At 63.9% G+C, this 25,517-nt stretch carries 17 protein-coding genes; 12 read left to right on the top strand and 5 right to left on the bottom strand.

Going from position 1 to position 25,517, the window contains the following annotated elements:
• Nucleotides 1–55: 55 nt before the first annotated feature.
• Nucleotides 56–2,947, bottom strand: a complete 2,892-nt coding sequence (locus tag CSC73_RS00750) for a TonB-dependent receptor (protein WP_170299046.1) — start codon at nt 2,945–2,947, stop codon at nt 56–58.
• 134 nt (nt 2,948–3,081) lie between these two features.
• Between CSC73_RS00750 and CSC73_RS00745 the strand changes: the two genes are divergently transcribed.
• A complete protein-coding gene (locus CSC73_RS00745; protein ID WP_163838557.1) occupies nt 3,082–3,861 on the top strand; it encodes a DeoR/GlpR family DNA-binding transcription regulator in 780 nt (259 codons plus the stop codon).
• 142 nt (nt 3,862–4,003) lie between these two features.
• Here the strand turns inward: CSC73_RS00745 and CSC73_RS00740 are convergent, their stop codons facing one another.
• Complete coding sequence (locus CSC73_RS00740; protein ID WP_163838556.1) at nt 4,004–5,128, bottom strand: amidohydrolase family protein; 1,125 nt, start codon at nt 5,126–5,128, stop codon at nt 4,004–4,006.
• A gap of 114 nt (nt 5,129–5,242) precedes the next feature.
• On the opposite strand from CSC73_RS00740, the gene CSC73_RS00735 reads away from it, so the two are divergent.
• From CSC73_RS00735 to CSC73_RS00715, 5 genes are read left to right on the top strand one after another with little or no spacing between them, the layout of a single operon-like run.
• Complete coding sequence (locus tag CSC73_RS00735; RefSeq protein ID WP_163838555.1) at nt 5,243–7,339, top strand: glycoside hydrolase family 36 protein; 2,097 nt, start codon at nt 5,243–5,245, stop codon at nt 7,337–7,339.
• Nucleotides 7,336–8,262 (top strand): DMT family transporter, encoded by a 927-nt coding sequence (locus CSC73_RS00730; RefSeq protein ID WP_163838554.1) that lies wholly within the window; start codon nt 7,336–7,338, stop codon nt 8,260–8,262. Before CSC73_RS00735 ends, CSC73_RS00730 begins: the two co-directional genes overlap by 4 nt.
• A 16-nt stretch (nt 8,263–8,278) precedes the next feature.
• Nucleotides 8,279–9,568, top strand: a complete 1,290-nt coding sequence (locus CSC73_RS00725) for a D-tagatose-bisphosphate aldolase, class II, non-catalytic subunit (RefSeq protein ID WP_163838553.1) — start codon at nt 8,279–8,281, stop codon at nt 9,566–9,568.
• The gene (locus CSC73_RS00720; protein WP_163838552.1) at nt 9,549–10,715 is read left to right on the top strand and encodes an SIS domain-containing protein; all 1,167 of its coding nucleotides are present in this window, start codon (nt 9,549–9,551) and stop codon (nt 10,713–10,715) included. Before CSC73_RS00725 ends, CSC73_RS00720 begins: the two co-directional genes overlap by 20 nt.
• Nucleotides 10,712–11,662 (top strand): N-acetylglucosamine kinase, encoded by a 951-nt coding sequence (locus CSC73_RS00715; RefSeq protein WP_163838551.1) that lies wholly within the window; start codon nt 10,712–10,714, stop codon nt 11,660–11,662. The genes CSC73_RS00720 and CSC73_RS00715 overlap by 4 nt, the downstream gene beginning before the upstream one ends.
• A gap of 9 nt (nt 11,663–11,671) precedes the next feature.
• Here CSC73_RS00715 and CSC73_RS00710 read toward each other — a convergent pair whose 3' ends face one another.
• Together CSC73_RS00710 and CSC73_RS00705 are read right to left on the bottom strand one after the other, a co-directional pair.
• On the bottom strand, nt 11,672–13,057 hold the full coding sequence (locus tag CSC73_RS00710) for a HAMP domain-containing sensor histidine kinase (protein WP_163838550.1): 1,386 nt from the start codon (nt 13,055–13,057) through the stop codon (nt 11,672–11,674).
• A gap of 2 nt (nt 13,058–13,059) precedes the next feature.
• Nucleotides 13,060–13,731, bottom strand: coding sequence for a response regulator transcription factor (locus CSC73_RS00705; RefSeq protein WP_163838549.1), 672 nt, complete (start codon nt 13,729–13,731; stop codon nt 13,060–13,062).
• A gap of 142 nt (nt 13,732–13,873) precedes the next feature.
• On the opposite strand from CSC73_RS00705, the gene CSC73_RS18385 reads away from it, so the two are divergent.
• The 6 genes from CSC73_RS18385 to CSC73_RS00675 all read left to right on the top strand — a co-directional run bounded on the left by CSC73_RS18385 (nt 13,874) and on the right by CSC73_RS00675 (nt 24,062).
• Nucleotides 13,874–14,569, top strand: coding sequence for a hypothetical protein (locus tag CSC73_RS18385; RefSeq protein WP_211840779.1), 696 nt, complete (start codon nt 13,874–13,876; stop codon nt 14,567–14,569).
• 131 nt (nt 14,570–14,700) lie between these two features.
• A complete protein-coding gene (locus CSC73_RS00695; RefSeq protein ID WP_163838547.1) occupies nt 14,701–15,840 on the top strand; it encodes a TolC family protein in 1,140 nt (379 codons plus the stop codon).
• The gene (gene bamA, locus CSC73_RS00690; protein WP_163838546.1) at nt 15,837–18,269 is read left to right on the top strand and encodes an outer membrane protein assembly factor BamA; all 2,433 of its coding nucleotides are present in this window, start codon (nt 15,837–15,839) and stop codon (nt 18,267–18,269) included. Before CSC73_RS00695 ends, bamA begins: the two co-directional genes overlap by 4 nt.
• A gap of 68 nt (nt 18,270–18,337) precedes the next feature.
• Complete coding sequence (locus tag CSC73_RS00685) at nt 18,338–19,846, top strand: efflux transporter outer membrane subunit (RefSeq protein ID WP_343042669.1); 1,509 nt, start codon at nt 18,338–18,340, stop codon at nt 19,844–19,846.
• A 47-nt stretch (nt 19,847–19,893) separates the two neighbouring features.
• Nucleotides 19,894–20,970: an efflux RND transporter periplasmic adaptor subunit gene (locus tag CSC73_RS00680; protein WP_211840778.1), complete on the top strand. Its 1,077-nt coding sequence runs from the start codon at nt 19,894–19,896 to the stop codon at nt 20,968–20,970.
• Nucleotides 20,967–24,062, top strand: coding sequence for an efflux RND transporter permease subunit (locus CSC73_RS00675; RefSeq protein WP_163838544.1), 3,096 nt, complete (start codon nt 20,967–20,969; stop codon nt 24,060–24,062). Before CSC73_RS00680 ends, CSC73_RS00675 begins: the two co-directional genes overlap by 4 nt.
• A 212-nt stretch (nt 24,063–24,274) precedes the next feature.
• On the opposite strand, the gene CSC73_RS00670 is transcribed toward CSC73_RS00675, so the two are convergent.
• Nucleotides 24,275–25,327 carry an MlaA family lipoprotein gene (locus tag CSC73_RS00670; RefSeq protein ID WP_246197250.1) on the bottom strand — a complete coding sequence of 351 codons (1,053 nt, stop codon included), beginning with the start codon at nt 25,325–25,327 and terminating at the stop codon, nt 24,275–24,277.
• Nucleotides 25,328–25,517 lie beyond the last annotated feature (190 nt).

Genomic DNA, 25,517 nt, shown 5'->3' with positions numbered 1-25,517 from the left:
CCCCTAGCAGGGAGCCTTCGTGTCGTTGCGCTGGGCCGCCACCTTCGACCGCGGCCTAGAACCGATAGCTGACGCCCAGGTTGACCGAGCGGCCATAGCGGTAATAACCCTGCGACAGCAGCGGATTGCCGTTGATGCTGTAGGTCTGTTCGTCGTCCAGCAGGTTCTGGCCTTCCACGCTGATGCTGAACCTGTCGTTGAACTTGTACGACACATGCGCAGTGAGCCAGGTGATGGAGTCGGCCTCTTCGTTGTAACCGGCGCCCAGCACGTTGATCGCGGTGACGAAACCATCGGTATGATCGGCGTTGGCGCCCAGCGACCACTTGCCTTTTTCGTACATCAGGCCCAGCGAATAGGTGGCCGGCGCGATGCCTTCCAGCGGCCGCTTCTCATCGCCCACCCAGCTGTTGGACCAGTTGCGGGTGTACTGCGCGCGCACGCCGAAGCCGTTGTCCCAGAAGTGCTGCAGGCCGAATTCCAGTCCGTGCACCTTGGCGTAGTCGCCGTTGATGGGGCGCATCACGTTGAACAGGGTCGGACCGGTGGTGATCGGGTTGCCGTCGGCATCGACGATGGGACCCACGCCGATGTCCTGGCCCGGCTCCCAGCTGGTGGTGATCTGGTTCTCGATGCGCTTGTAGAACGCGGCGATGTTGATGATGGACTGCTCGGAGAAATACCACTCCAGCGAAGCATCGGCCTGGCGCGCACTGTAGGGCTTGAGGTCCGCATTGCCGCCGTAGATCTGGGTGAACTCGCCCCAGGACACGCTGGCGGTGGTGTTGGTCGGCGCCAGCTTGTCCACCGGCGGACGGGCCATGGTCTTGGCCGCGCCCAACCGCAGTTGCAGCTCGTCGGTGAAGCGCCAGGTGAAATTGGCCGAAGGCAACGCATAGGTGTAATCGGAATCCTGCACGATCGGAGTCGGCTCCGCGTATTCGGCGGTGTAATTGAAGGCGCCGTTCTCGGTGATGCTCAGGATCCGCGCGTCCCAGGCCTGGGCGCGGGTGCTGGTCTTGACCAGCCGCACGCCGACATCGCCGTTCCAGCGTTCGCCGGAGAAATCCGCCTGCACATAGAAAGCGTTGTTTTTCTCGCTGACCCGGTAGCTTTCCAGCGGGTTCCACGCGGGCGCGGCATTGGAAAAGTCGTAGGCGCTGCCGTCGGGACGCAGATGGCCGTCATAGGCTTCCAGATGGGCCAGATAATTGGGTACGTCGAAGCCCAGGAAGCTGCGCGGGAAGCTGCTGCCCACGCCGTCCATGAAGTGGGGGAAGTTCAAGGTGCTCGAGATCACCCCGCCGCCCAGATCGCCCACGTTGATGGCGTTGTCGCCGGAGTAGTAATCGGCGCCGCCGTTGAGGGTGTTGTTGATCAGGTCGCGGGATTTGGTGCGCTCGGTGCGGGTCACCCCGAAATGCAGGTCGTCCAGGTGCCACTTGCCCACGAACAGCTTGCCGGCCAGCGTGCCGCCGGTGATCTTGTCCACGATGTTGTCGCCGCGCAGCTCCATGTAATGAGTGTTGAAGTCCGAGCCGGTGAACTCGCCGTTGGCCAGGCCGGTGATCAGGTCGCGGCCGTCGTCGAAGGTGACGGCCACATTGGGTACTGCGTTCGGGCCGAGAGTGATGCGTGCGGTATTGGGCTGGTTCATGCGCAGGACCACGTAGGTGTCCTGGCCGCCGGAATAGCGCTTGGAAGTGGAGCGGTACAGATCGGCGGTGAGGGTCAGATCGTCGGTGGCTTTCCACTCGCCGTTGACGCCGTACAGGTCGGTATCGACCACCCGGTGCTCGGTCTGGTTGAGCAGTTCCGGGTTGAGCCGCAGTTCCGGATCCGTGTTGTCCATGGTGAAGCCGGTGACGATGCCGTTCTGCACTTCGATGTCGGACCAGCGTCCCGGCGCGAACAGCGGATAGTAGGACTGCTGGTAGGAAACCTGCGGCGAATCCAGACGCGTCTTCAATCCGTCCACGACGACGCGCACGTTGTCGCTGGGACGCCATTCGAGCTTGGCCGAGAACGCCTTGCGTTTCTTTTCCTCCAGGATCGAACCGACCCGGAACTGGCCCGGGCCGATCAGGCCGTATTCGTCGGGATCCAGCTCGCCGTTACCGTTGGGATCGATATTGCCGCCCCACGCATTGCCCCACAGCCAGCTCGGATCGTTGGGATCCGGATTGCGGGTCCAGCCGCCGTCGTTGCCGGCGACGTCGGTGCGGTCCTTGCGTTTGGCGTAGACCACGCCCAGCAGCAGGCCGAAAGTGTTGTCGGCGAAGGTGTTGCTATAGGCGGCGGAGAACTTTTGTCCGTCCAGCTCCGACATCTGGTTGCGGTCGCCTTCCAGGCGCACGATCGCATGTTGGCCGGGATCGTCGAAAGGACTGGCCGAACGCAGATTGATCAGTCCGCCGACGCCGCCCTCGGTCAGCGCGGCCTGCGCGCCCTTGATCACGTCGGCGCCGCTGATCACGTCGGCGGGCAGCACGTCGTAGGCGAAGTCGCGGCCGGCGCCGTCGGTGGCCAGGATGCGGCCGTTGAAGGTGGTCAGGGTGTACTCCGGGCCCAGGCCGCGCACGCTGACCTTCTGGCCTTCGCCGCCGGCGGTGCGGGAGATGGCCACGCCGGTGATGTGGCTGAGCGAATCGGCCACGTTGTCGTCCGGGAACTTGCCCAGCTCCAGGGCGGTGATCGAATCCTGCACGGTGCCGGCTTCGCGCTTGAGTTCTACCGAGCGCGCCAGGCTGCCGCGCACGCCTGTGACCACCACGGTTTCCAGCGTATCGACCTCAGGTTGCTGGGCCGGGCCCGCGTCTTGCGCTGGCTGCGCGGCCGGGTCGGCGCCCTGGGCGGCGAGCTCCTGCGCAAGGCCCAGCTGGGGGATCAGCAGCGCGAGCGCGATGCCACAAAAGAGCGTGTTCCGGTGCGGCTGGATAGACTTCACTGGGATCTCCTCAGGATGGGTGACGGCAAGCATACGCAACAAAACGAAACCAAGGCTATAACACATTTCGTTTCGTATCAATAGCGAAATTTAACGAAATGCCACATACTTTTGTCCAACCGCAAGGAGCACTCATGGTCGCCACCCGCGACACCAGCCAAAGACGCCTGCAGATCAGCGAACTCGTGCGCCAGCATGGCAGCGTGCAAGTGGCCGCACTGGCCCAGCGCTTCGGGGTCAGCATGCAGACCGTACGCAAGGACCTGCGCTACCTCTCCGAGCGCGGCGTCATGGCGCGCGCCTACGGCGGCGCCATCGACAGCGGCGTGGTCGGCGGCACCCTGGCCGAGCCGCCCTACGAAGCCAAGCGCACCGTTTTCCTGGAGGAAAAGCGCCGCATCGGCCTGCGCGCCGCGGCCATGGTCAAGGCCGGCGACACCATCGCCATCGATTCGGGCACCACCGCCATCCAGCTGGCCGAGGCGCTGCCCAACATCGAGGTGACGGTGGTCACCAACGATTTCGGCGTACTGACCGCCCTTACCAAGAAAAGCAACATCAACATCGTCATGCTGGGCGGGGAACTGCGCCGCAAGAACATGGCTTTCTATGGCGGCCTGACCGTGGAAGCCCTCGGCGCGCTGCACGTGGACATGCTGTTCCTGGGCGTCGACGGTTTCGACCTGGAACGCGGCATCACCACCCACTACGAACCCGAGGCCATGCTCAACCGCAAGATGGTCGAGGCCGCGCGCATGGTGGTCGCCATCTCCGACAGTTCCAAGTTCGGCAAGATCTGCCTGCACCGGATCATTCCGGTCAGCGACCTCAATACCCTGATCACCGATACCAACGCACCGGAAGAAATCCGCCAGGCCAGCCACCAACTCGGTTTCGAGCTGCTGCTGGCCTGAGCTGCCGAAGACGTCCATCCCCAGCGAAGGCAGGGTGACGTGGTCGGACCGCGTAGCCTGTTGGCCGTAGGAGCGGCGTAGGAGCGACGTAAGTCGCGAAGCCTTGCAATGTGTTCGCGACTTACGTCGCTCCTACGGCGTCTTACCGCGCCGCCTTCACTGGCGCGAACACGCGCGCTGCATTGGCGTAATAGATTTTGTCCACCACCGCGCGCGGCAGCGCCAGGCCCGGGACCTGGGCATGCAGGACTTCCACTTGCTGGGTTTCGTCCGTGGCCAGATAGCGCCAGTCCGCGGTCCACACCGCGTGCGCTTCGCGCTTGAATCCGGCTGGATCGGCATCCGGGCCGAAGGTCAGGTCGGTGCCGTACAGCAGGCGGTCCTGATAGCGGATGAAGAAGTCGCGCACCTTTTGGCGATCGCGCACCGATTGGTATTGCACCTGGCTCATGCGCGCGGCCAGATCCACGTCGGCGTTGGGGAAACGGTCCAGGAACGCGGCCAGCCGGTCCACGTCGTATTCCAAGCTGCCCATGTGCGCGCCGACGAAACGCAGCTGCGGATGCGCGGCCACGAAGCGGTCGCGCGCGGCGATCTGATCTTCGTAGCTGGGCTGATCCGGATGCAGGTACATGTGGTACTGCGGATGCTTGGCGAAGTACTCGCGGTCGTTGTCGGTAGTCATCCGCTCCAACGGCAGCCAGCAGTTGTGCGGCTCGCCCTGGTGCCCGATCAAGGCCACGCCCAGCGCGCGTATCTGCTCGGCCACCGGCGACAGAGCGGGCGTGTCGAGCATGATCAGTTTGCCGTCGGCGTCCTTTTCGATCATGCCCACGTTCTTCCATATCTTCACCGCGCGCGCGCCCTGCGCGGTGTCGCGGGCCAGGCCCGCATTGACCCGCTCGCTCCAGCCCGGCGCACCGAAGCCCTTCATGGAGAAGGTGGTGGCCCAATGGAAACGCGCCGGATCCCTTTTCGACAGGGCCAGTGCGGCGGCGTGCTGCACCGCCAGACTGGGAAACTCCGGGTAGTCGACGTTGATCGACATCAATTCGAAACCGTCGGCACGGGCCTGCTCGAGGAAAGCGGCATCCTTGCCGTTGGCGTGGACGTGCGCGTCGTACTTGCGCACGCGGCTGAAGTCGGCCATTGCGTAGGTGTCCGGCTCCGCGTTATCCGCTGCGGATTCCGGCAGTCCGCCCCGGGCCGGCGAAGATAGAAAGCCAGCGGCGAGACAGAGCAGCAACGCGCGAAGGGCTGTGGTCATGCAAGGCCTCATGTAACATAACGAAACTTATCGCCACCATATCGCAACAAAACGCTTGCATCAACCGGAGCAACTACCGCAGAATCCAAGGACCTGGACCCGGACCGTCGCCCAATGCCGCCGATCGCACGCCGCACCGTCTTGAAGCTCGTCGCCGGCAGCGTGGCCGGCGGGGTCGCCTGGGCCACCCTGCCATGGGCGCAGTCTGCCTCCCTGCGCAGCAAAGGCGCAGTGGCCGTGGCGCGGGATCCGGTCCTTTCGATCGCCTTCGACCACCGGCTGCACACCGCCCTCGCCTACCAGGGCAAGCCCCTCACCCCTTATCAAGCCAGCGAAAGCCTGCTGCTGGCCGAAGGCGAGGTGCAGGACTTCGCCCTGGCCGGCCGACAGGAACTGCCCATCGACGACCCGCGTCACGGCGCCGGCCATCAACTGATCGTCAGCGGACGCTCGGACCGTGGCATCGAGAAGCAGGTCGCGGTGACTTTCTTCGACGCCCTGCCCGGCCTGGCCGTGCTGCAGACCCGCTACCGCAACCAAAGCGGCACCGCGTTGCAGATCGCCGGCTGGCGCAATTCGGCGCACGAGCTGGCCGACGCCCCGGGCGGGTTCTGGAGTTTCTCCGGCGCCACCCACACCGACCGCCGGGACTGGGTGCAGCCGCTGAAGCCGGATTTCGAACAACGCAACACGCTGTCCATGGACTCCTCCGATTACGGCGGCGGCACCCCGGTGGCCAATATCTGGCGCCGCGATGCCGGTCTGGCCGTCGGCCACGTCGAACCGGCGCCGCGCCTGCTGGACCTGCCGGTGCGCAAGACCGCGGGCGGCGCCAGCATCGCCATCGAATCGCCGCAGGCTTCCGTCTTGGAGCCCGGCCAGACCCTGGTCACCGAGCGCACTTTGCTGGCGGTGCACACCGGCGATCATTTCGCGCCGCTGCAACAGTACCGGCAGTTCATGCAGGACGAAGGCATCGCCGGACCGCAGGCGCCCGAATCGGCCTTCGCGCCGGTCTGGTGCGCCTGGGGCTACGAACGCGATTTCAATGTCGAGCAAATTGTGGCCACCCTGCCCAAGGCGCGCGAGCTGGGCTTCGAGTGGGCCGTATTGGACGATGGCTGGCAGACCAACGAAGGCGACTGGCGTCTGGACCCACGCAAGTTCCCGCGTGGCGACGAGGATATGCGCGCCTTCGTCGAACGGATACGCGCGCACGGCATGCGCCCGCGCCTGTGGCTGGCGCCGCTGGCGGCCGATCCCGGCAGCGATGCGCTGCACGAACACGCGGACATGCTGCTGCTGGACCAGAACGGCGCCTTCCAGACCGTGACCTGGTGGAATGCGCTGACCCAGTGCCCGGCTTATCAACCGACCATCGATTTCTATGTCGCGCTGGTGAAGAAGATCATCGGCGACTGGGGCTTCGAAGGTCTCAAGCTGGATGGCCAGCACCTCAATGGCGTGGCGCCCTGCTACAACCCCGCGCATAAGCATGCGCATCCGACCGATTCGGTAGAGGGCCTGGCCAAGTTCTGGAAGGCGATCTACAAAGCCGCGCACGAAGCCAACCCCGAAGCGGTCGTCGAGCTGTGTCCCTGCGGCACCGCGTTCGCCTTCCACAACCTGCCGGCCACCGATCAGTATCCCTCGTCCGATCCGCTGTCGTCGTGGCAGGTGCGCAGCAAAGGCAAGTCCATCAAGGCGCTGATCGGCAACCGCAGCAGCTATGCCGGCGATCACGTGGAATTGTCCGATGGCCGCGACGATTTCGCCTCCAGCGTCGGCGTCGGCGCGGTGATCTCGTCCAAGTTCACCTGGCCCAAGGACACCGAGCACCCGACCGCTCCGCTGCCGCCGGGTGGATTCGTGCTCAACGCGGAAAAAGAAGCGCTATGGCGCAAATGGGTGGACCTGTACAAGCAGCACATGCTGCCCAAGGGCGAATACCTGGGTGGGCTGTACGACATCGGCTTCGACAAGCCCGAGGCGCACGCCATCCGCAAGGACGGCGCGATGTACTACAGCTTCTATGCCGCCGACTGGAACGGACCGGTGCAGTTGCGCGGTTTGGGTCAGGGCCGCTACCGCGTGCGCGATCTGTTCAACGAAACCGATGTCGGCGAAGTCGATGCGGGCAGCGACACGCTGAAAGTGACGTTCAAGCGTTTCGTCCTGCTCCAGGCCACGCCGATGGAAACCCGCGCATGAGCGGCCCTTCGATCGGCGCCGCCTCCTTGCCGTACAGACGCCCCTGGCTTGTGTTCGCCCTGGCCACCGTCGTTTTGTGGGGCGTGTGGGGCGCATTGGCCGGGCTGTCGGCCCAGCACGGTTTTCCCGACACGCTGGTGTACTGCGTGTGGGCGCTGACCATGATTCCACCGGCGTTGTACATCCTGTGGCGCAACGGCTGGAAACTGGAGCGTTCGCCGCGTGCGGTCGCCTATGGCATGACCATCGGCCTGCTTGGCGCGGGCGGGCAGATGCTGCTGTTCCACACGCTGACCATCGGGCCGGCGTACTTCGTGTTTCCGATCATCTCGCTGTCGCCGGTGGTCACCATCGCGCTATCGTTTCTGCTGCTGCGCGAACGCACGGGTTGGCTGGGCACACTGGGCATCGTGCTGGCGCTGGTGGCGTTGCCGCTTCTGGATCTGTCTTTCGGCCGCGGCGCGACCGAAGGCCTGGGTTGGTTCCTGCAATCGCTGCTGATCATGCTGGCCTGGGGCGTGCAGGCGTATTTCATGCGACTTGCCAACCATACGGTCAGCGCCGAAAGCATCTTCTTCTACATGACCGTGGGCGCGCTGCTGCTGGCGCCGGTAGCGTGGGCGATGACCGACCTCACCCAACCGGTCAACCTGGGTCTTGACGGCCCGTGGATGACTGCAGGAATACAGCTGCTCAACGCCATCGGCGCGCTGACCCTGGTCTACGCCTTCCGTCATGGCAAGGCGATCGTGGTGGCGCCGTTGACCAATGCGGGCGCACCGTTGGTGACTGCCGTGCTCTCGCTGATCTTCGCCAGCGTCGTGCCGGGTCCGTTGAAGATCGTCGGCCTGGTCCTGGCCCTCATCGCCTCGCTGCTGCTGGTGCTCGAACCCGAGCGCGACGTGGCCGCACCCCTTACCTGACCGGATCTCCCTTCGCATGCACGTCCTGCTCGACCTCATCGCCCGCCACAAACAGGGAAGCGCCATCGGTGTGACTTCGCTGTGCTCGGCGCATCCCATCGTCATCGAGGCGAGCTTGTTACACGCGCAGCGCACCGGTCAGGAATTTTTACTGTTCGAAGCCACCTGCAACCAGGTCAACCAGGACGGCGGCTACACCGGCATGACTCCGGCGGATTTCGTACGCTTCGTGCATGGCATCGCCGACCGCGTCGGCTTCGACCGCGCGCGCATCGCGCTGGGCGGCGATCACCTTGGGCCCAATCCCTGGACTTCGCTGGATGCCGCAGCGGCCATGGACAAGGCCGAAGCGATGGTCGCTGCGTACGTCGCCGCCGGCTTCCGCAAGATCCACCTGGATTGTTCGATGTCCTGCAGCCGCGATCCGGAGCCGCTGCCGGAAGCGGAGATCGTGCGGCGCGCAGTACGCCTGTGCCGGGCCGCCGAAACCGCGCATGCGCAAGTCGGCGGCGAAGCGCCGGTCTATGTCATCGGTACCGAAGTGCCGGTGCCGGGCGGCGCTACCGAATCCATAGAAGGCCTCGCGCTGACCACGCCCCAAGCTGCACTGACCACTATCGACGCGCATCGCAACGCTTTCGCCGCCGCCGGACTGGAGACGGCATGGCAGCGCGTGATCGCTTCGGTGGTGCAGCCTGGCGTGGAGTTCGACCATCACAGCGTGATCGATTACCGGTCCGACGCCGCGCAAGCGCTGAGCCAGTCCATCGCAGGCGTACCCGGGATGGTGTTCGAAGCGCATTCCACCGACTACCAGACCCGCGACGCGCTCGCAGCGCTGGTACGCGACCACTTCGCCATCCTCAAGGTCGGTCCCGGGCTGACTTTCGCCCTGCGCGAGGCGCTGTGGGCATTGGATGCGATCGAGCGCGAATGGATCGATGCGCCGCAGCGCGCCAACCTGCGCCAGGTCGCCATCGAACGCATGCGCGAACAACCCGGCCACTGGCGGCGCTACTACCACAGCCAGGGCGATGCGCTGTCCATCGATCTGCAGTACAGCCTGAGCGACCGCATCCGCTACTACTGGCCCGACCCGGCCATCGAACAGGCGCGCCAACGACTGTTCGCCAACCTGCAGGCCAATCCGCCGCCGATCTCGCTGATCGGCCAGTTCCTTCCCCACGCACTGCACGCGCTACGTACCGGGACCGCCAGCAACGATCCGCTGTCCCTGGCCATGGCGCATATCGGTGCCGTACTCGACGACTATTACCATGCATGCCATGACCAACAAGACCACTGAACACCTGGGCGTAGCGGAGGCGGACCTGCTCGCCTCGGGTGCGATCTGGACCGCGCGCGAGATAGAACAGCAGCCGCGCATGCTGCAGCGGACTCACGAGCTGCTTTCGGCCATGCACGACCGGATCCGATCCTTCGTCGCGCCCATCGCCGGCAATTCCGGCGCCCGCATCGTCCTCACCGGTGCCGGCACTTCGTCCTACATCGGCCAATGCCTGGCGCCGCTGCTCGACCGCCAACTGGCCGCGCGGGTGGATGCGGTGCCGACCACAGACCTGGTCAGCGCTCCCCATCTCTATCTCGATCCTGCGCAACCCTTGCTGCTGGTGTCGTTCGGCCGTTCCGGCAACAGTCCCGAAAGCCTGGCGGCGGTGGAACTGGCCGAGTCGCTGGTCCGGGACGTGCGCCACCTGGTGGTGACCTGCAATGCCGAAGGCGCGCTCAACGCCGTTCCGGCGCGCGAGTCGTTGACCTTGCTGCTGCCGGAAGAAACCCACGACAACAGTTTCGCCATGACGTCAAGTTTCAGCTGCATGCTGTACGCCACGCTGCTCGCCTTCAGCGGTGCGCAGGCGCTGGACGACAGGATCGGGCCGATCGCATCGGCGACCGAGCGCGTGATCAACGAGTTCCGACTGTCGCTGCAGCAGCTCGCTTTGCACGGCTTCGACCGCGTGGTCTATCTGGGCAGCGGCCTGTTCCAGGGCCTGGCCCGCGAAGCGGCGCTGAAGTTGGGCGAGCTGACCAATGGCGCAGTCGCCACCTGCTTCGATTCGCCGCTGGGCTTCCGGCACGGGCCCAAGACCTTCATCACCGACAAGACCCTGGTGGTTGCGTTCGTCTCCAACGACCCGCTCACGCGCCGGTACGATCACGACCTGTTGGACGAGCTGCGCCAGGACGCCTGCGCCGCGCGCATCGTCGAAGTCGCCGCACGGAGACGCGAGCCGCAGGCGCCGGACACGCTGCTGGTTCCCGGCATGTCCGCAGCGAGCGACATAGACCTGCTCTGGCCGTATGTGGCCGTCGCGCAGATCTACGCCTTCAACGCCTCGCGCGCGCTGGGCCTGTCGCCGGACAGCCCCAACAAGCAGGGCACGGTGAATCGTGTCGTGCAGGGCGTCAGGATCCATTCGATCGCGCCATGAACGCATCCGATTGCTTCCTTGGCGTGGATGGCGGCGGCACCAAGACGCGCTTCGCGCTGATCGACGGCGAAGGCCGCCTGCTCGCGCAGGCGCAGCACGGCACTACCTACCATCCGCAGGTGGGATTGGAGGGCGTTCGCGAAATCCTCCGCTCCGGCATCGAACAGGTATTGCTGGAGGCGGGCGCGCAAGACAACGCCATCCGCTATGCGTTCTTCGGCCTGCCCGCCTATGGCGAAGACAGCGAGGCGACGGCGAAGCTGCAGGCCATTCCGCGCGATCTCCTCGGCCACGACCGCTACGCCTGCGACAACGACATGGTCTGCGGCTGGGCAGGATCGCTGGCCTGTGCGGACGGCATCAACATCGTCGCCGGCACCGGCTCCATCGGCTACGGTCAGCGCCAGGGCCACGCCGCGCGCTCGGGCGGTTGGGGCGAGGCGTTTTCGGACGAGGGCTCGGCGTACTGGATCGCCGCGCAGGGCCTCAATGTCTATTCGCGCATGAGCGACGGCCGTCTGCCGAAAGGGCCGTTGCATGCGGTATTCAACGAAGAGCTCGGCCTGGGCAACGACCTGGACATCTGCGCCCGCGTGTACGGCGAACAGGCCCTGAGCCGGGGCGACTTCGCCAAGCTTTCGCTGCTGGTGGCCAAGGCCGCGCGCCTGGGCGACGCGAACGCGGCGAACATCTACACGCAGGCCGGAGACGAACTGGCCCAGATCGCCGACTCCCTGCGCCGCGCGCTGGACTTCGCCGCCGGCGAAACCGTTCCGCTTTCCTACTCGGGCGGCGCGTTCAGCGCTGGCGAATTGCTGCTGGCCCCCTTCAAGCAAGCGCTGCGCCTGGCCTGCCCGGCGTTCGAGCTGCGGTCTCCGATACACGAGCCGCACTACGGGGCGGCGCTGTACGCGGCCAAGCTGTTCGGGCGCCCGAACCAAGCCTGACCCGCGCATTCACGCTTGGATAGAAGACCTGTTCGGCAACTGCAACCGCACTTCAAGACCCGAACCCGACGCTCGGTTATTGATCACGACCGTTCCGCCATGCCGCTGGATCGCCGCACGCGTGATCGCCAGACCCAGGCCTATTCCTCTCCGCGCACTGTCCCCGCGCGCGAATGGCTTGAAGAGCTGCTCGATCAGATCCTCGGAAACTCCTTTCCCGTTATCGACGACTTTGATCAACGCGCCATCCCCGTCATGGGAGGCTTCGAACTCGATATCCCCGCCATCAGGAGTATGCCTGAGTGCGTTCCGCAGCACGTTCTCGATAGCACGGCTCAAGAGCTCCCTGTCGCCCACCGTGGAAAGCCCCGGAGCGATGAGGGCCCGGATACGGTGCCCGGAACCCGAGCTCTCCAATCGCGCGTCTTCGACGATCGAAGCCACCAGTTCCGAGAGGTCTATCGTTCGCTCGTTGTCGGGAGGATGGGGCGACTCCAGCCGCGCAAGCAACAACAACTCGCCGATGAGCGCATCCATGCGATCGGCGTCCCGGTCCATTCTTTCGATCAGCTCCTCGGGACTGCGCTGCCCCCGCGCCAACTCCAGCGCGACTTTTATCCGCGCCAACGGCGAGCGCAGTTCATGCGAGAGATCCAGCATGAGCTGCCGCTGCGCCGCCAGCAGCTGGCCGATCTGGTCCGCCATGCGGTCGAAATCCTCGCCCAAGGCGGTGAACTCGTCCTTGCGGGAATCCAGCGCCGCACCGATCCGGTAGTCCAACTCGCCGGAAGCCAGCCTCTGCGCCGCCGACTGCAGCTTCGATATCGGATTGACCAGATACTTCGCTGCCAGGGCGCTGATGACGCCCGCAAGGAATATGGACACGACCACCGGTCCGAACAGTCTTTTCAGAATGAACTTCAGCGGAGGCCCCGGGGGCGGCCTGGAAGTGATAAGGGCCCTGTATTCCCCGCCCGATTTCGTGGTCATGGGAATATCCAACTGCAATTCCGGCCAGCGCCCGGCACCCGGTGGCGGTGGCGGTGGCGGTTCCGCGCGGCCAGGCGATGGTCTTCCTGAAGACAATCTTCCTGGAAAAGCAGCGGACGCATTGCGCCCCAGAATCTCCTCGCCACGCCGATCGAAAAAAAACATCCGCAGGCCCTGGGATCTTTCCAGGTTGGCCAGCAGATCGGAGGTGTCCCTCGCAGAACCCGACTCGTGGACCACAAGCACGGCGTGCGCGGCGGCGATGGCGAAAGGCTGCAGGCTCTGTCTGACGCCTTCCGGCATGCGGCGCTCAATCGTGACCGCAAACAGAAAGGCGGTTCCGACCATGAGCACCGCGCTTCCGAACCACAGGCCCAGGAATATCCTCCAGAACAGTCTGCCCATGATCATTCCTTCAGGAGGAACTGGTAGCCGACACCGCGCACAGTGCAGACCAGGCCTTCTCCGATCTTCCTGCGAATGCTGCTGATGTGCATGTCCACGGCCCGGTCGTAGGACGACATCCTTCGGCCGAGCACATCCCTGGTCAGCTCTTCCTTGCTGACTACGCTGCCCGCGTTCTGCATGAGCCGCTCCAGGACATTGAACTCGGTGCTGGTGAGCGGGATGCTGCTGCTGCCGCGTTTCACCGACCGGGTTCCCGCGTCCAGATCCACGCCGCCGACGCTGAGATAGCGGTCTTTCGCGGCTTGCGGCGATCCGTCGACCCTGCGCTGGATGGCCCGGATCCTTGCGGAAAGTTCGCGCGGATTGCATGGCTTCGGCAAATAGTCGTCTGCCCCCATCTCCAAACCGATGATCCTGTCGACGTCTTCGCCCCTGGCGGTAAGCATGAGAACCGGAACCCTGCTTGCGCCACGGAGGTAGCGCAGGACCTCGAATCCGTTCTTGCCCGGCAACCCGACATCCAGCACCACGAACCCGATCTCGTGCGCCATCGTTTCCCATCGGTCTTCATCGAAGCGGTTCATGACCTCGACCCCGAACCCGTCCTGAACAAGGTAGGTCTTCAAGAGGTCGCACAATTCAGAATCGTCGTCGATCAGCAGCAGCTTCATGCCCGCATTTTCACACGGCGTGCGGCGATTGTTCGGACATTTACGCTTATTTACTGAATGCCCGCATAGATCTGACCAAGCGCCCACGAATACTTGCAGGCAAACCTAGACCATAGGTTTTCCCTCCTCCCACCACGCTGTCATGAAGCTCATTTTTCTCGGCATTTTCACGGCACTCGTCTTGAGCCAGTGCCTGGAGGCAAGCGCGCAACAGGATCTCGGCACGGTAACGGTGCACGGCAAGCCGGATTATTCAGGCGTCTGGACGCCGGATGTGGAGGCCAATGCCCGGCTGGAGCGCGAAATGAGAAAGGCCCTGCGGAAAAAGATGAAGCAGGCCGGCGGCAAAAGCCCCCGCCCCTCCGCATTCGGCCCCGAAAGCGGGGGCCCGCCACAAGGCGGTCCGCCTGACGGCCAATCCGGTGGACCGCCGGCAGGAGCGCCCGGTGACGGCCCGCCCGGCCCGCGAATGGCCGAGCCCAACGCTCATGGCGCCATGCGGCAGGAAATGGATTTCGCCGCGCCCCTGCAAGGCGATCTGGAGATCGCCAGCGGCGAAACCGAATTCCGTATAGGTCGCTCGGGGACTCCCCTCACCCGGCTGGAAATAGGCCGCGGCGCCACCGAACTGGCCGACGGGCATACGCGCGTCTTCGCCACGTGGGAAAGAACGCATTTCGTCGTCGAGTTCAACACCGACGACGGCGCGCAGGTAACCCATACCTACTCCCTCGAAGATCAGGGCAATCGATTGCGCATCCATACCAATGTATCCGGACGCATGTCGCCCATATCGGGCGGGATCGACATGGAGCGTCTATTCGTGCGCAGGCCTTGAAAACCGCCTGGCGCCACAGGCGCCCAGTTTCAGGGCAGACGACACGACTTGCCCGGCGAACGGCTCCATCTTCCTCCCAGCGTCCATGTCCGGCCGTTCGCTTTCTTAATTCTATTGCCCGGTAGCTCGAAATGATCCCCACCTCACTACGAACGCCTTCGGCGGGCCCCTCCGAAAACAGACCCAGCGACGACCGCAAAGTCGCCGGGGCCGCCGCGACCGTCACGCCGCGTTTCTATTTTTCGCCAGGTAATGCCGGCGAATGCGACGAGAGCGTTCTGGCCCGGTGGTGGGAACATGCTGGCCTTGACGGCCTCGGCGAGCTGATAGAAGCGCTTCTCGCGCAGTCCATAGACCTGTCCAGAGCCCGCATGGGAATGGAACAGAAGGTCGCCATCTGCGCTGCGAGCGCGAGTGATGGCGACGGACCCTCGCTCGAACCCGCCATGCATTCGCTGATAAGCCATATGGCCGAATTCCAGCATATTCGGGCCAGCGCCATAGCGAAGCTGTCGGCGACGTACGTACGTTTTCTCATCCTTTCCGAGCGCGTTCGCAACACCGAACATTCCATAGCGCTGCACCAATCCATCGCCGATCGCAAGGCGCATGAGCGTAGCGACAGCGGCGAACGCAGCCATGCCGGCCGCTCGTCCTCTTCGCCGATCGCCGAGCTGCACGCCTTTCGCGAGACGCTGAGCGGCGATCTGAATGCGGCGTTGCTCGCCTTGTCGGAACAGCTCTGCGAGCCGGCGGATGTCACCCGTGCGCGCATGGACGGCCACTGCCTGCCGGCGAACATGGCCTCCGTTCCCAATGTCGGTTCGCCCGCCGCCCTCGCCTCGCGCCGGCCCGACCTGGTGGCGCTGGAGCATTGCGTGCTTCGCCAGGAAAACGGCGGGGAGGGCGCATACCTCGAACTGAGGCTCGCGCAACTCGATTACGAGCAAGCCTGCATCGCTGCGATCACCGCCGTCGATCACGCCATCAACCGCATGGTCACCGCTATCGCCAGCCTCGTTCCGGCCCGCGCGTGCGCGGCCAACGCGGACGCCGGCGCTCGAGCGGCGCAGGCCGAGCTACGCAAGGGCAATAGCGGCATCGAGGCCGTGTCGTACGCCCATGTGGCCAGATTCAACTTCAACGACAGGGAAATCGTCATCAGGGGCGAAACCTACCTGGCGCTCGTCCAGCTCTTTCAAGCCCTGGGCGGCGGCTGGGAAAGCGAGGACTTCATGCTCGGCGAGAACCCGGCGGAAGGCGCCGCATGAAAGCTTCCGGAAAGAGGTCGAAGTTGTTCCTGGCTATTCTGGTAACGATCACCCTGCCTGTTCCGTTGCAGAGCCTGGCACAGGGCGCCGCGACCCAGGAATACGTCATCCAGGACATCCGCATCGACGGACTGCAGCGAATCTCCGCTGGCACGGTGCTCACCTATCTTCCGCTGGAACGCGGCGACGCCTTGGATCCGAGCAAGGCCGGCGAAGCGATCCGCGCCCTTTACAAGACCGGCTTCTTCGAGGACGTGAAACTCGATCGCCAGGGCGACATCCTGGTAATCACCGTCGCCGAAAGACCGGCCGTCAACAAACTGACGCTGGAAGGCAACAAGGACATCAAAACCGAAGACTTGATGAAAGGCCTCCAGGACATCGGCCTGGCCGAAGGCAACACTTTCGACCGTCTCGCCCTGGACCGCGTCACGCAGGAGCTGACGCGCCAGTACAACAACCGGGGAAAATACAACGTGGAGATCGCCCCGGACGTAAAGCAACTCGGCCGGAACCGCGTGGACGTGACCATCAAGGTCAAAGAAGGCAAAGCCGCGAAGATCCGTCACGTGAACATCGTCGGCACGGACAGGTACGACAACAAGGACATCCTGGACGGATGGGAGTCCAAGGAGAGCAACTGGCTTTCCTGGTACCGCCGCGACGACCAGTACTCCAAAGAAAAACTCTCGGGCGACATCGAGAAATTGAACTCGTTCTATCTCGACCGGGGCCATGTCGACTTCGCGGTGGATTCCACGCAAGTCTCGATAAGCCCAGACAAGCAGAACATGTTCATCGTCGCCGGCGTCACCGAGGGCGAAGTCTACAAAGTGTCGGACGTCAAGATCACCGGGGACACCGTGCTTCCGGTCGCCGACATCGAACGGCTGGTGCTGCTGAAGAAGGACCAGACGTTTTCCCGGGCCCTGATCGAATACACCTCCGACGCCATCACCTCCACGCTGGGAAATATCGGCTATGCGTTCTCGCAGGTGAATCCGATTCCGACCGTCGATCGCGAGAGCCGGAACATCGCCATCAATCTGCAGGTCGTACCCGGCCCCAGAGTCAACGTACGCCGCATCGTCTTCAAGGGCAACGCGCGCACGGGCGACGAAGTGCTTCGCCGCGAAATGCGGCAGTTCGAGGGCGCCTGGTATTCGCAGGCCGCCATCGACCGCTCCAAGATACGTCTGCAAAGGCTCGGATTCTTCGAGACGGTGGAGGTCGAGACGCCTCCCGTTCCCGGATCCAACGACCAGGTCGATCTGGTCTTCAACCTCAAGGAGACCAGTTCGGGCAGTTTTTCCTTCGGACTGGGCTACTCCCAGAGCTCCGGCCTGACTACGTCCGTCGACCTCTCCCAGAACAATTTTCTGGGTTCCGGCAACCGGGTTGCCGTCACCGCTTCAAGAAGCACCTATCAGGACAGGTACGGTTTTTCCTTCGCCAATCCCTACTTCACCGATGGCGGGGTTTCCCTGGGCTACAACCTGTCGTGGAGCGAAACCGACTATTCGGACTACAACACCGCTTACTACGCCACCACCAATGCTTCGGCCAGGGCCGTCCTGGGCCTTCCGATCACCGAGAACGACACCGTATCGCTCGCCTTCGGCATCGACTCCAACGAAGTGTCCACCTACAGCGGCTCCACCCCGCAAGCCATCATCGACTACATCGACGCCATCGGGCACCGCACCTTCCATGCCTGGCGCACCGAGCTTGCATGGGCACGTGATTCGCGCAACGACTACTTCATGCCCACCCGGGGCACTTACCAGCGCGTGTCCACCGAGATAACGCTGCCAGGCTCGACGGTCGAGTATTTCAAGCTCAACTACGAGCTCTCCAAGTACATACCGCTCGGTCCCTTTTTCGTTCTGAACTCGCGGCTCGAGTTGGGCTACGGCGACAGTTACGGAGAAGACGTCACCCGGCGGTTCTGCACGGTCCAGGGCAGCGACGTCGTGGTCAAGTCCAGCTCCGAGTGCGCACCCGGTTCCGTCGAAACCGCCTCGGTCACCGCAAGCGGGCTTCCGTTCTATGAGAACTTCTATGCCGGCGGCGTCAGGTCCATTCGGGGATTCAAAGACAATACGCTGGGGCCCCGTTCGGAACCCACCTCCTCCTACGCCGATGGGCAGCCGCTGGGCGGAGCGGTGAAGACCACCGGCTCGCTGGAGATGTACTTCCCGAAGCTGTTCGATTCCAAGGCCGCCCGCGTCTCCGCATTCGTGGATTTCGGCAACGTCTTCGCCGACGTACAGAGTGTGGACGCAGGCGAGTTCCGGGCCTCGACCGGTATCGCCCTGCTTTGGCGCGCGCCCGTTGGCCCTATCTCCATCAGCTACGCATTCCCGCTTCGGCAGAAAGACGGGGATGAAATAGAACGGTTGCAGTTCACCTTCGGCGAAGCGTTCTAGGCGCGTCGCCCGCGTTCCGCGCTGTCTTCCTCATCCTGGCTTGCCTTGGAGCGCCACCGCACCTTTCGATGGCCATGGTTTCCATAGCGTCCTTCCACAAGCATTCACGCCCAATGCCTGAACTCAAGTTCTTACGGACCGCCCTTATCGCCAGCTTGAGCGTGACGCTTTGCGGATGCGCGGTGGGAAGCGACTATCGCGAACCGATTCCTTACGCTGCCAGCGCCTGGAACGCCCCCCTACCCCATGGAGGAGAGCCGGAGGCGATGTCCGACTGGTGGGAGCAGTTCGACGATCCCGTCCTGAACCGCCTCGTCGCCACGGCCGAGGCCAGCAGTCCCAGCCTCGTCAAAGCATGGGCCAATATCGAGAAAGCGCGCGCCACTCTGCGTTCCACTCAAGCCGGCGCGCTACCCGGCTTGAGCGCCAATGGTGCCGTGTCGCGCGGCGAGCAACCGATGCAGTCCGGCAGTACGTCCTCCGTTGCCACCACGCGTAGCGGCGGATTGGACGCATCCTGGGAGATCGATCTGTTCGGAAAGGTGCGGCGCAGTGCCGAGGCCGCACAGGCACGGATCGAAGCGCGCGTCGACGATTGGCACGATGCTCGCGTGTCGCTGGGGGCGGAGGTGGCCGACACCTACGTCCAATATCGTGCGTGCGGTCTATTGGCCGAAGCCTACGAACGCGAACTCGTCTCGATGGTCAAAACCGAGCGCGCGACCAACACGCTGGTTGACGCCGGCTTCAAACCGCCTGCCGATGGCGCCCTCGCCCGCGCCAGCCTTGCCAGCACCCGATCCAGCCTTGCTTCTCAGCGCGGCCAGTGCGAGCTGCTGGTCAAGTCGCTTGTGAATCTGACTGGATCCGAAGAAGACTCGCTGCGTTCGCTGGTGGATAGTGGCACCGGGGATATTCCCCAGCCAAGACTCTTGAAAGTCCACAGCGTCCCTGCCGACGCGCTTCGCCAGCGACCCGATTTGGCCGCCGTCGAGCGCGAGCTGGCCGCTGCCAGCGCCGAGATCGGCGTGGCCCGGGCCGACCTCTATCCCAGCCTCTCCTTGTCCGGATCGTTGACCGTCTCGGCGACCGATCCGATTCCTTCCACGAAATCCTGGTCGTTCGGGCCTTCGCTCTCGATACCGCTATTCGACGGAGGAAAACGCCGGGCTGCCGTCGACAGCGCGCGCGCCGGCTACACCTCCGCGCTCGCCGATTACCGGCAAGGCGTGCGTGACGCGGTCGAGGAGGTCGAGCGGGCCTTGGTGAACCTGGACAGCACCGCCGAACGTGCCGAGCAGGCCGAGCGCGCGGAGCAGGAATACCGCCGCTACTTTCTCGCAACCGAAGCGAGCTGGCGCGCCGGCCGAGAAAGCTTGATCGTCTTGGAGGAAGCGAGGCGCTCGGCGCTCTCGGCGGAGACCCAACGCATCGCGCTCCAACGCGATCGCGTCGAGTATTGGATTGCGCTTTACAAGGCGCTAGGCGGCGGCTGGGAACCGGGAACGCCTGCGACAGCTCCCGGCTCCGAAGCCATATCGCTGCAGTCGATCAACCATCAGTGGGGTGCGTTTTGAGTCGGAAGCTTCGTATCGGATTGATCGCGGCGGCAATCGTCCTGGGCGTGGGCCTGATCGCTTGGCTTGGCCGACCAGATTCGAACGAGAAAGGCGTTGCGGGCCAGGCCGCCAGCGCGCTTACGGTCACTGTGGAGACGCTGAAAAAAGAAACCTGGCCTCAGACGGTTAGAGCCAGCGGGGCGTTCACCGCTTGGCAAGAGATCATCGTCAGCCCCGAAACCGGCGGGTTAAGGATAGCCGAGGTGGTCGTGGACGTAGGTGCGAAGGTAAAGAAAGGCCAGCTTCTGGCCCGATTGGCCGACGACAGCCTGCTGGCCGACCGTCGCAAGCAGGAGGCAGCAGTGGCGCAGGCGCAAGCCAACCTGCAACAGGCCGCTTCCAATTCGAGGCGGGCCAAAGTGGTAGGAGACAGCGGCGCCTTGTCCGAGCAACAATTGGAAGAGTACCGGATCAACGAAACGACGACGCGCGCTGCGCTCGCTTCCGCTCAGGCGGACCTGGAGAGCATCAAGCTCAAGTTACGGCAGACGAGGATCGTGGCTCCCGACGACGGGGTCGTAGCCTCCAAGACCGCGACCCTTGGCGACGTGGTGAATATAGGCGACGAACTTTATCGGATCGTGCGGCAAAACCGCATCGAGTGGGGACCGGAGTTCGACTCGCGCCAGGTAGCCGCTATCAAGACCGGACAGTTGGCGCGCATCGCCTTGCCCAGCGGCGAACAAGTCCAAGGCACGGTTCGCATGGTCGGGCCTACCCTGAGTACCGACACGGGCCGGGCGATCGTCTACGTAAGTCTGCCGGTCGATAGTGCGGCGCGCTCCGGAATGTTCGGAAGCGGCGTAATCGAACTCGATTCGAAAGAGGCAATGACGCTGCCGCAGGCAGCAGTAGTCCTGCGGGATGGACGATCCTACGTCTATGTCGTGGGCAGCGACCAAAGCGCAGTCAGCCATGTAGTGACCACTGGGCGCGGCCGGGACGGTCGAATAGAGGTGCTGTCGGGTATCGACGCACGGCAACGGGTCGTGGCCAGCGGCGGCGCGTTCCTGTCCGAAGGCGCACGAGTCACAGTGATTGCGGCCAATCCGTCCAAATCCAATACCGGAAGCGCCAAGTGAACTTCTCCGCCTGGTCGATCCGCAACCCGGTACCCGCGTTGCTGCTGTTCTTCCTGCTTACCGTGCTGGGCCTGATCGGCTTCAAGCAACTGCAGATACAAGACTTCCCCGAGATGGATCTGCCTACGATCCTGGTTTCAGCGAGCCTGGAGGGCGCCGCGCCATCGCAGCTGGAAACCGAGGTGGCCCGCAAGATAGAGGACAAACTGGCCTCGCTGAACAAGTTGGACCATATCACGACGACCATCACCGACGGTTCGGTGAGCATCAACGTCAGTTTCGATATCGACAAAGACAGCGAAGCGGCGCTCAGTGAGGTGCGTAACGCCGTAGACAGTGCGCGTGCCGAGCTGCCCGCCAGCATGAACTCCCCGACCGTCTCCAAGCTGACATCCGCCGGGTCCGCACTGCTTACCTACTCCGTGCGATCCAGCCGCATGGACGAGCAGGATCTGTCGTGGTTCGTCGACAACGACATCACCAAAGCGCTGCTCGCAGTGAAAGGCGTGGCCTCGGTCGCTCGGGTAGGCGGCGTGGATCGTGAAGTCCATGTGGATCTGGACCCGACTTTGATGGCCGGGCTGGGCGTCACGGCCGGGGACGTCTCTACCCGGTTGAAAGCGGTGCAGAAGGAAAGCTCCGGCGGTGAAGGCCGAATCGGTGGACAGCGCCAGTCCACGCGCACGATCGCCACGGTCGGCACGATTGCAGAGGTTGCGGCGATTTCGATCCCACTGACCGATGGCCGCTACGTGCGGCTAGATCAGATTGCGCGGGTGTCCGACAACCACGCCGAGCCCAGCACCGTCGCTTTTCGCGACGGCCAGCCGGTGATCGGTTTCCAGGTAACCCGCTCGCGCGGCTACTCGGACGTCAGCGTGGCCGAAAACGTCGGAACGGCGATAGCCCGGTTCGCCGAAGCGCACCCGGAAGCGAGCATTTCCGAAGCGAGCGGCACGGTAGCCCCGATCCAGGACAACTACCATGGATCCATGCTGCTGCTGATAGAAGGCGCCTTGCTGGCCATCGTGGTGGTGTGGTGGTTCCTGCGCGACTGGCGTGCCACGGTGATTTCGGCCACTGCGCTTCCCCTGTCCATCATCCCGGCGTTCGGATTCATGGCGCTGGCAGACTATTCACTCAACACGCTCACACTGCTCTCGCTTTCGCTGGTGGTGGGAATCCTGGTTGACGATGCGATCGTGGAGGTCGAGAACATCGAGCGCCATCTCAAGATGGGAAAAAACCCCTATCAGGCGGCCATGGAAGCGGCCGACGAGATTGGACTGGCGGTCATAGCCACTACTTTCGCGTTGGTGGCGGTCTTTCTCCCCACGGCTTTCATGGGCGGGATACCGGGCAAGTTCTTCCGGCAATTCGGCATTACGGCTTCGGTGGCCATCCTGGCTTCGCTGCTCGTAGCGCGCCTGCTGACGCCGATGATGGCGGCGTATCTCCTTAAACCGGCCAAGCACGGTTCCGATGAGGCATCCGCCGATGGTGCGACGATGACTCGCTACCTGGGGTGGGTCCGCGGAGCTCTATCCAAGCGCAGGACAACGGTCGCACTCGCAGCGGCTTTCTTCGCGCTCTCGCTGATGGCGATTCCCTTCATACCAACTGGATTCATGCCGGCGCAGGACAAATCGCAAAGCAGCGTTTCGCTCAAATTGCAACCCGGCAGCACGATCGAAGATACCGCTGCGGCGAGCCAACAGGCGGCCCGGCTGCTACGGAGCCTGCCGGAGGTAAGCGGCGTATTCGTATCAGCGGGCACCGCGACGACGGGCGGCGGGATGAGCGCCGGTTCTTCGGCGGACCTGACCAGCGCAACGCTCACGGTCGATCTGGTACCGCGCGGCGACCGGAAATTTAAACAATCCGAAGTAGAGGCGAAGATGCGCGATCTGTTGCGCGATTTGCCGGGAGTCCGTGTCTCCATCGGCGGCGGAAACAGCGGCGAGTCTTTGGATATCACACTGGCGAGCGACGACGGCGATGCGCTTACCAATACCGCAGCGCAGGTACAGGACCAGCTGCGCACGCTCCGAGGAATCGGAAACGTGACTTCAGGGGCCGCCCTGCAACGACCCGAGATCCAGGTGCGGCCCGACGCAGCGCAGGCAGCCGCCCTGGGCGTAACGTCGGAGGCGTTGGCCGACGCGGTGAGGCTGGCCACCTATGGCGACTATTCGACCGCTCTGCCGAAGTTGAATTTACCGGAGCGCCAAATCCCCATCCGCGTTCGCATGGACCCTGAAGTCCGCGACGACCTGGACGCGGTCTCCCAATTGCGGGTCAAAGGCACCCAAGGGACAGTGAGCCTGGGATCGGTCGCGGATGTCGGCATGGGAAGCGGACCCTCCCAGATCTCCCGTCTGGATCGATCGCGCAACGTTACCCTCAGCGTCGAACTCAATGGCCGTCCGATAAGCGAGGTGCAACGCGAAGCGTTGGCGCTTCCCGCGTTGCGGCAACTTCCTGCGGGCGTGCATCGCGTGGAGCAGGGCGACCTGCAACGCATGTCCGAGTTGTTCCAGAGTTTCGGGGTCGCCATGGCAATCGGCATCTTCTGCATCTATGCAGTGCTGGTTCTGTTGTTCCACGATTTTTTACAGCCCGCCACCATCCTTTGCGCCCTGCCCTTGGCGCTCGGCGGCGCCTTGTTCGCCCTGCTGCTCACCAGCCAAGCGTTCACCATGCCGGTGGTGATCGGCGTCCTGATGCTGATGGGCATCGTGACCAAGAACTCGATCCTGCTGGTCGAATACGCGATCATGGCGCGACGCGAGCGCGGCATGAACCGGTTCGAAGCGCTGATCGACGCTTGCCACAAGCGCGCCCGCCCGATCGTCATGACCACGATCGCAATGGGTGCCGGCATGATGCCCAACGCGCTGGGCCTCGGCGCGGAACCGAGTTTCCGCCAACCCATGGCGATCGTCGTAATCGGCGGCCTCCTGACCTCGACGGTGCTCAGCCTCATCGTCGTGCCGGTGGTATTCACCTATGTCGACGACTTGCTCGAATGGGGCCGCGCCAGGATTGGCCGATGGCGCGGCCATGCCGCAGCCAGCCCCACCCGCGATTAATTTTTCGCACGTCCGTGCAAATCGTGCACGACGACTGTCCTCGCGATGGATCCGGTGGCAGCGGCAGTGTCGGCGAACTTTCCGTACTGCAAAAATCCGTGAGACCGTTTGGCTCCGTGGCTGACGAGAAGCGCCGCTTGCCTGCAAGCGCGCGCTGGCTGGGGAGAGTGGCGCCGTGCCCTGGAAACCCGGCCCTTTGCGGAACCACCCCGCTATTTCAAGTAGTCAGGCAGCGACTCATTGCCATCCGCATCGCCCTTGATCTGGAAATTCCGGCGCTGCGACCACGTATCGCGCACTAGCAGATAGTCGTCGCTGGCTTCTTCCCGCAGCGAATCGAAGGCCATCAGACGCGTTCTCACGTCCACCAGGTTCAATGCCGTCAAACCGATGCGCACCTTGTCCGCCTCCACATGGGACACCGGCTGCAAGGGCGAATCCCCCGCGATGCCGAAAGCGTCGCGCACCGTGCTGGGACCGAAAAAGGGAAGCTCCAGATAGCGGGAGCGCTTCCAGCCCCAAGCGGCCAAGGTCTGACCGAAATCTTCTTCCCGCTCGGGCATTTTCAAGCGGCTGGCCGGATCGAACAGGCCGGCGACCCCGATCGTGCTGTTGACCAGGAATCTACCCATCGCCTGGGCCGAGTGCTTGAACTTGCCTTGCAAGAGCGCATTCACCGCAGTGCCCGGCTGGCCCAGATTGTCGAAAAAATTGCCGACCTTCGAGCGCACGGGCGCGGGCACGGCTTTCACATAGGCCTTGGCCACGGGGCGCGCCACCGACCTGTCGAGCGCGTTGTTGAAACGGTGCATCCGCCGATTGAAGCGCTCCCAGGGATCAAAGACAGCCGGGGACTCTTCCGGAGACGCAGCGGCGCCAGCGGCGGGTTCGTCGCCGGCAGGACCCAGAAGCATGGCTGGCGACCCGATGTCGGCCGCCTCCGCCGAGGCAGCCTCAAGCGACAAAAGATCGATGGACTCAGGATAGGCCTCGATCTCCGCCGGCACCGCGCGCAGTTCCGACGGCAGCGTTTCATATGAAGCTGACGCAAGGGCGGCAGCGCTGTCGAAATGAATACCCTGGGCCTCTGGCCGCTTGTCGGGGACCGACGCGCAACCCACCAGGGCGGCTGCCAGAGCCAGGCACATCCCTGGTTTCCAAACACGAATGTTCATGGGCCGGCAACGCCCAGGCTCGCCCAGGCCGACCGGACGACCAAGGCCAGAGAGACCAACAAGAAACACATGGCCACGCGGCGCAGCCACACACTCTGCCCGCCACGTACGCGGCGGCTGCCCGGTGGGGGCAGATCCGGAAGGTTCTGCAATGCAAACAGGCTTTCGCTTTTTCTCGGCTCGCCCCGGTCTCTAAGATTGAAGGCATGCATGTCAAGTTCCTCGCATGTGGGAAGCACGCTTTGTTGGAGAGACCCGGCCACGGGCCGGATCGACAGCC

This window comes from Pseudoxanthomonas sacheonensis, from assembly GCF_010093305.1.
GTDB lineage: Bacteria > Pseudomonadota > Gammaproteobacteria > Xanthomonadales > Xanthomonadaceae > Pseudoxanthomonas_A > Pseudoxanthomonas_A sacheonensis.
This window is presented reverse-complemented; position numbering and strand designations above follow the sequence as displayed.

Bases quoted from the DNA above. Each gene is read 5' to 3' on its own strand.
- CSC73_RS18385 (WP_211840779.1), top strand. From the start codon at position 13,874: ATGAAGCTCATTTTTCTCGGCATTTTCACGGCACTCGTCTTGAGCCAG.
- CSC73_RS00685 (WP_343042669.1), top strand. From the start codon at position 18,338: ATGGCCATGGTTTCCATAGCGTCCTTCCACAAGCATTCACGCCCAATG.
- CSC73_RS00725 (WP_163838553.1), top strand. From the start codon at position 8,279: ATGCACGTCCTGCTCGACCTCATCGCCCGCCACAAACAGGGAAGCGCC.
- CSC73_RS00735 (WP_163838555.1), top strand. From the start codon at position 5,243: ATGCCGCCGATCGCACGCCGCACCGTCTTGAAGCTCGTCGCCGGCAGC.
- CSC73_RS00745 (WP_163838557.1), top strand. From the start codon at position 3,082: ATGGTCGCCACCCGCGACACCAGCCAAAGACGCCTGCAGATCAGCGAA.
- CSC73_RS00720 (WP_163838552.1), top strand. From the start codon at position 9,549: ATGACCAACAAGACCACTGAACACCTGGGCGTAGCGGAGGCGGACCTG.
- CSC73_RS00730 (WP_163838554.1), top strand. From the start codon at position 7,336: ATGAGCGGCCCTTCGATCGGCGCCGCCTCCTTGCCGTACAGACGCCCC.
- CSC73_RS00740 (WP_163838556.1), bottom strand. From the start codon at position 5,128: ATGACCACAGCCCTTCGCGCGTTGCTGCTCTGTCTCGCCGCTGGCTTT.
- bamA (WP_163838546.1), top strand. From the start codon at position 15,837: ATGAAAGCTTCCGGAAAGAGGTCGAAGTTGTTCCTGGCTATTCTGGTA.
- CSC73_RS00695 (WP_163838547.1), top strand. From the start codon at position 14,701: ATGATCCCCACCTCACTACGAACGCCTTCGGCGGGCCCCTCCGAAAAC.
- CSC73_RS00710 (WP_163838550.1), bottom strand. From the start codon at position 13,057: ATGGGCAGACTGTTCTGGAGGATATTCCTGGGCCTGTGGTTCGGAAGC.
- CSC73_RS00705 (WP_163838549.1), bottom strand. From the start codon at position 13,731: ATGAAGCTGCTGCTGATCGACGACGATTCTGAATTGTGCGACCTCTTG.
- CSC73_RS00715 (WP_163838551.1), top strand. From the start codon at position 10,712: ATGAACGCATCCGATTGCTTCCTTGGCGTGGATGGCGGCGGCACCAAG.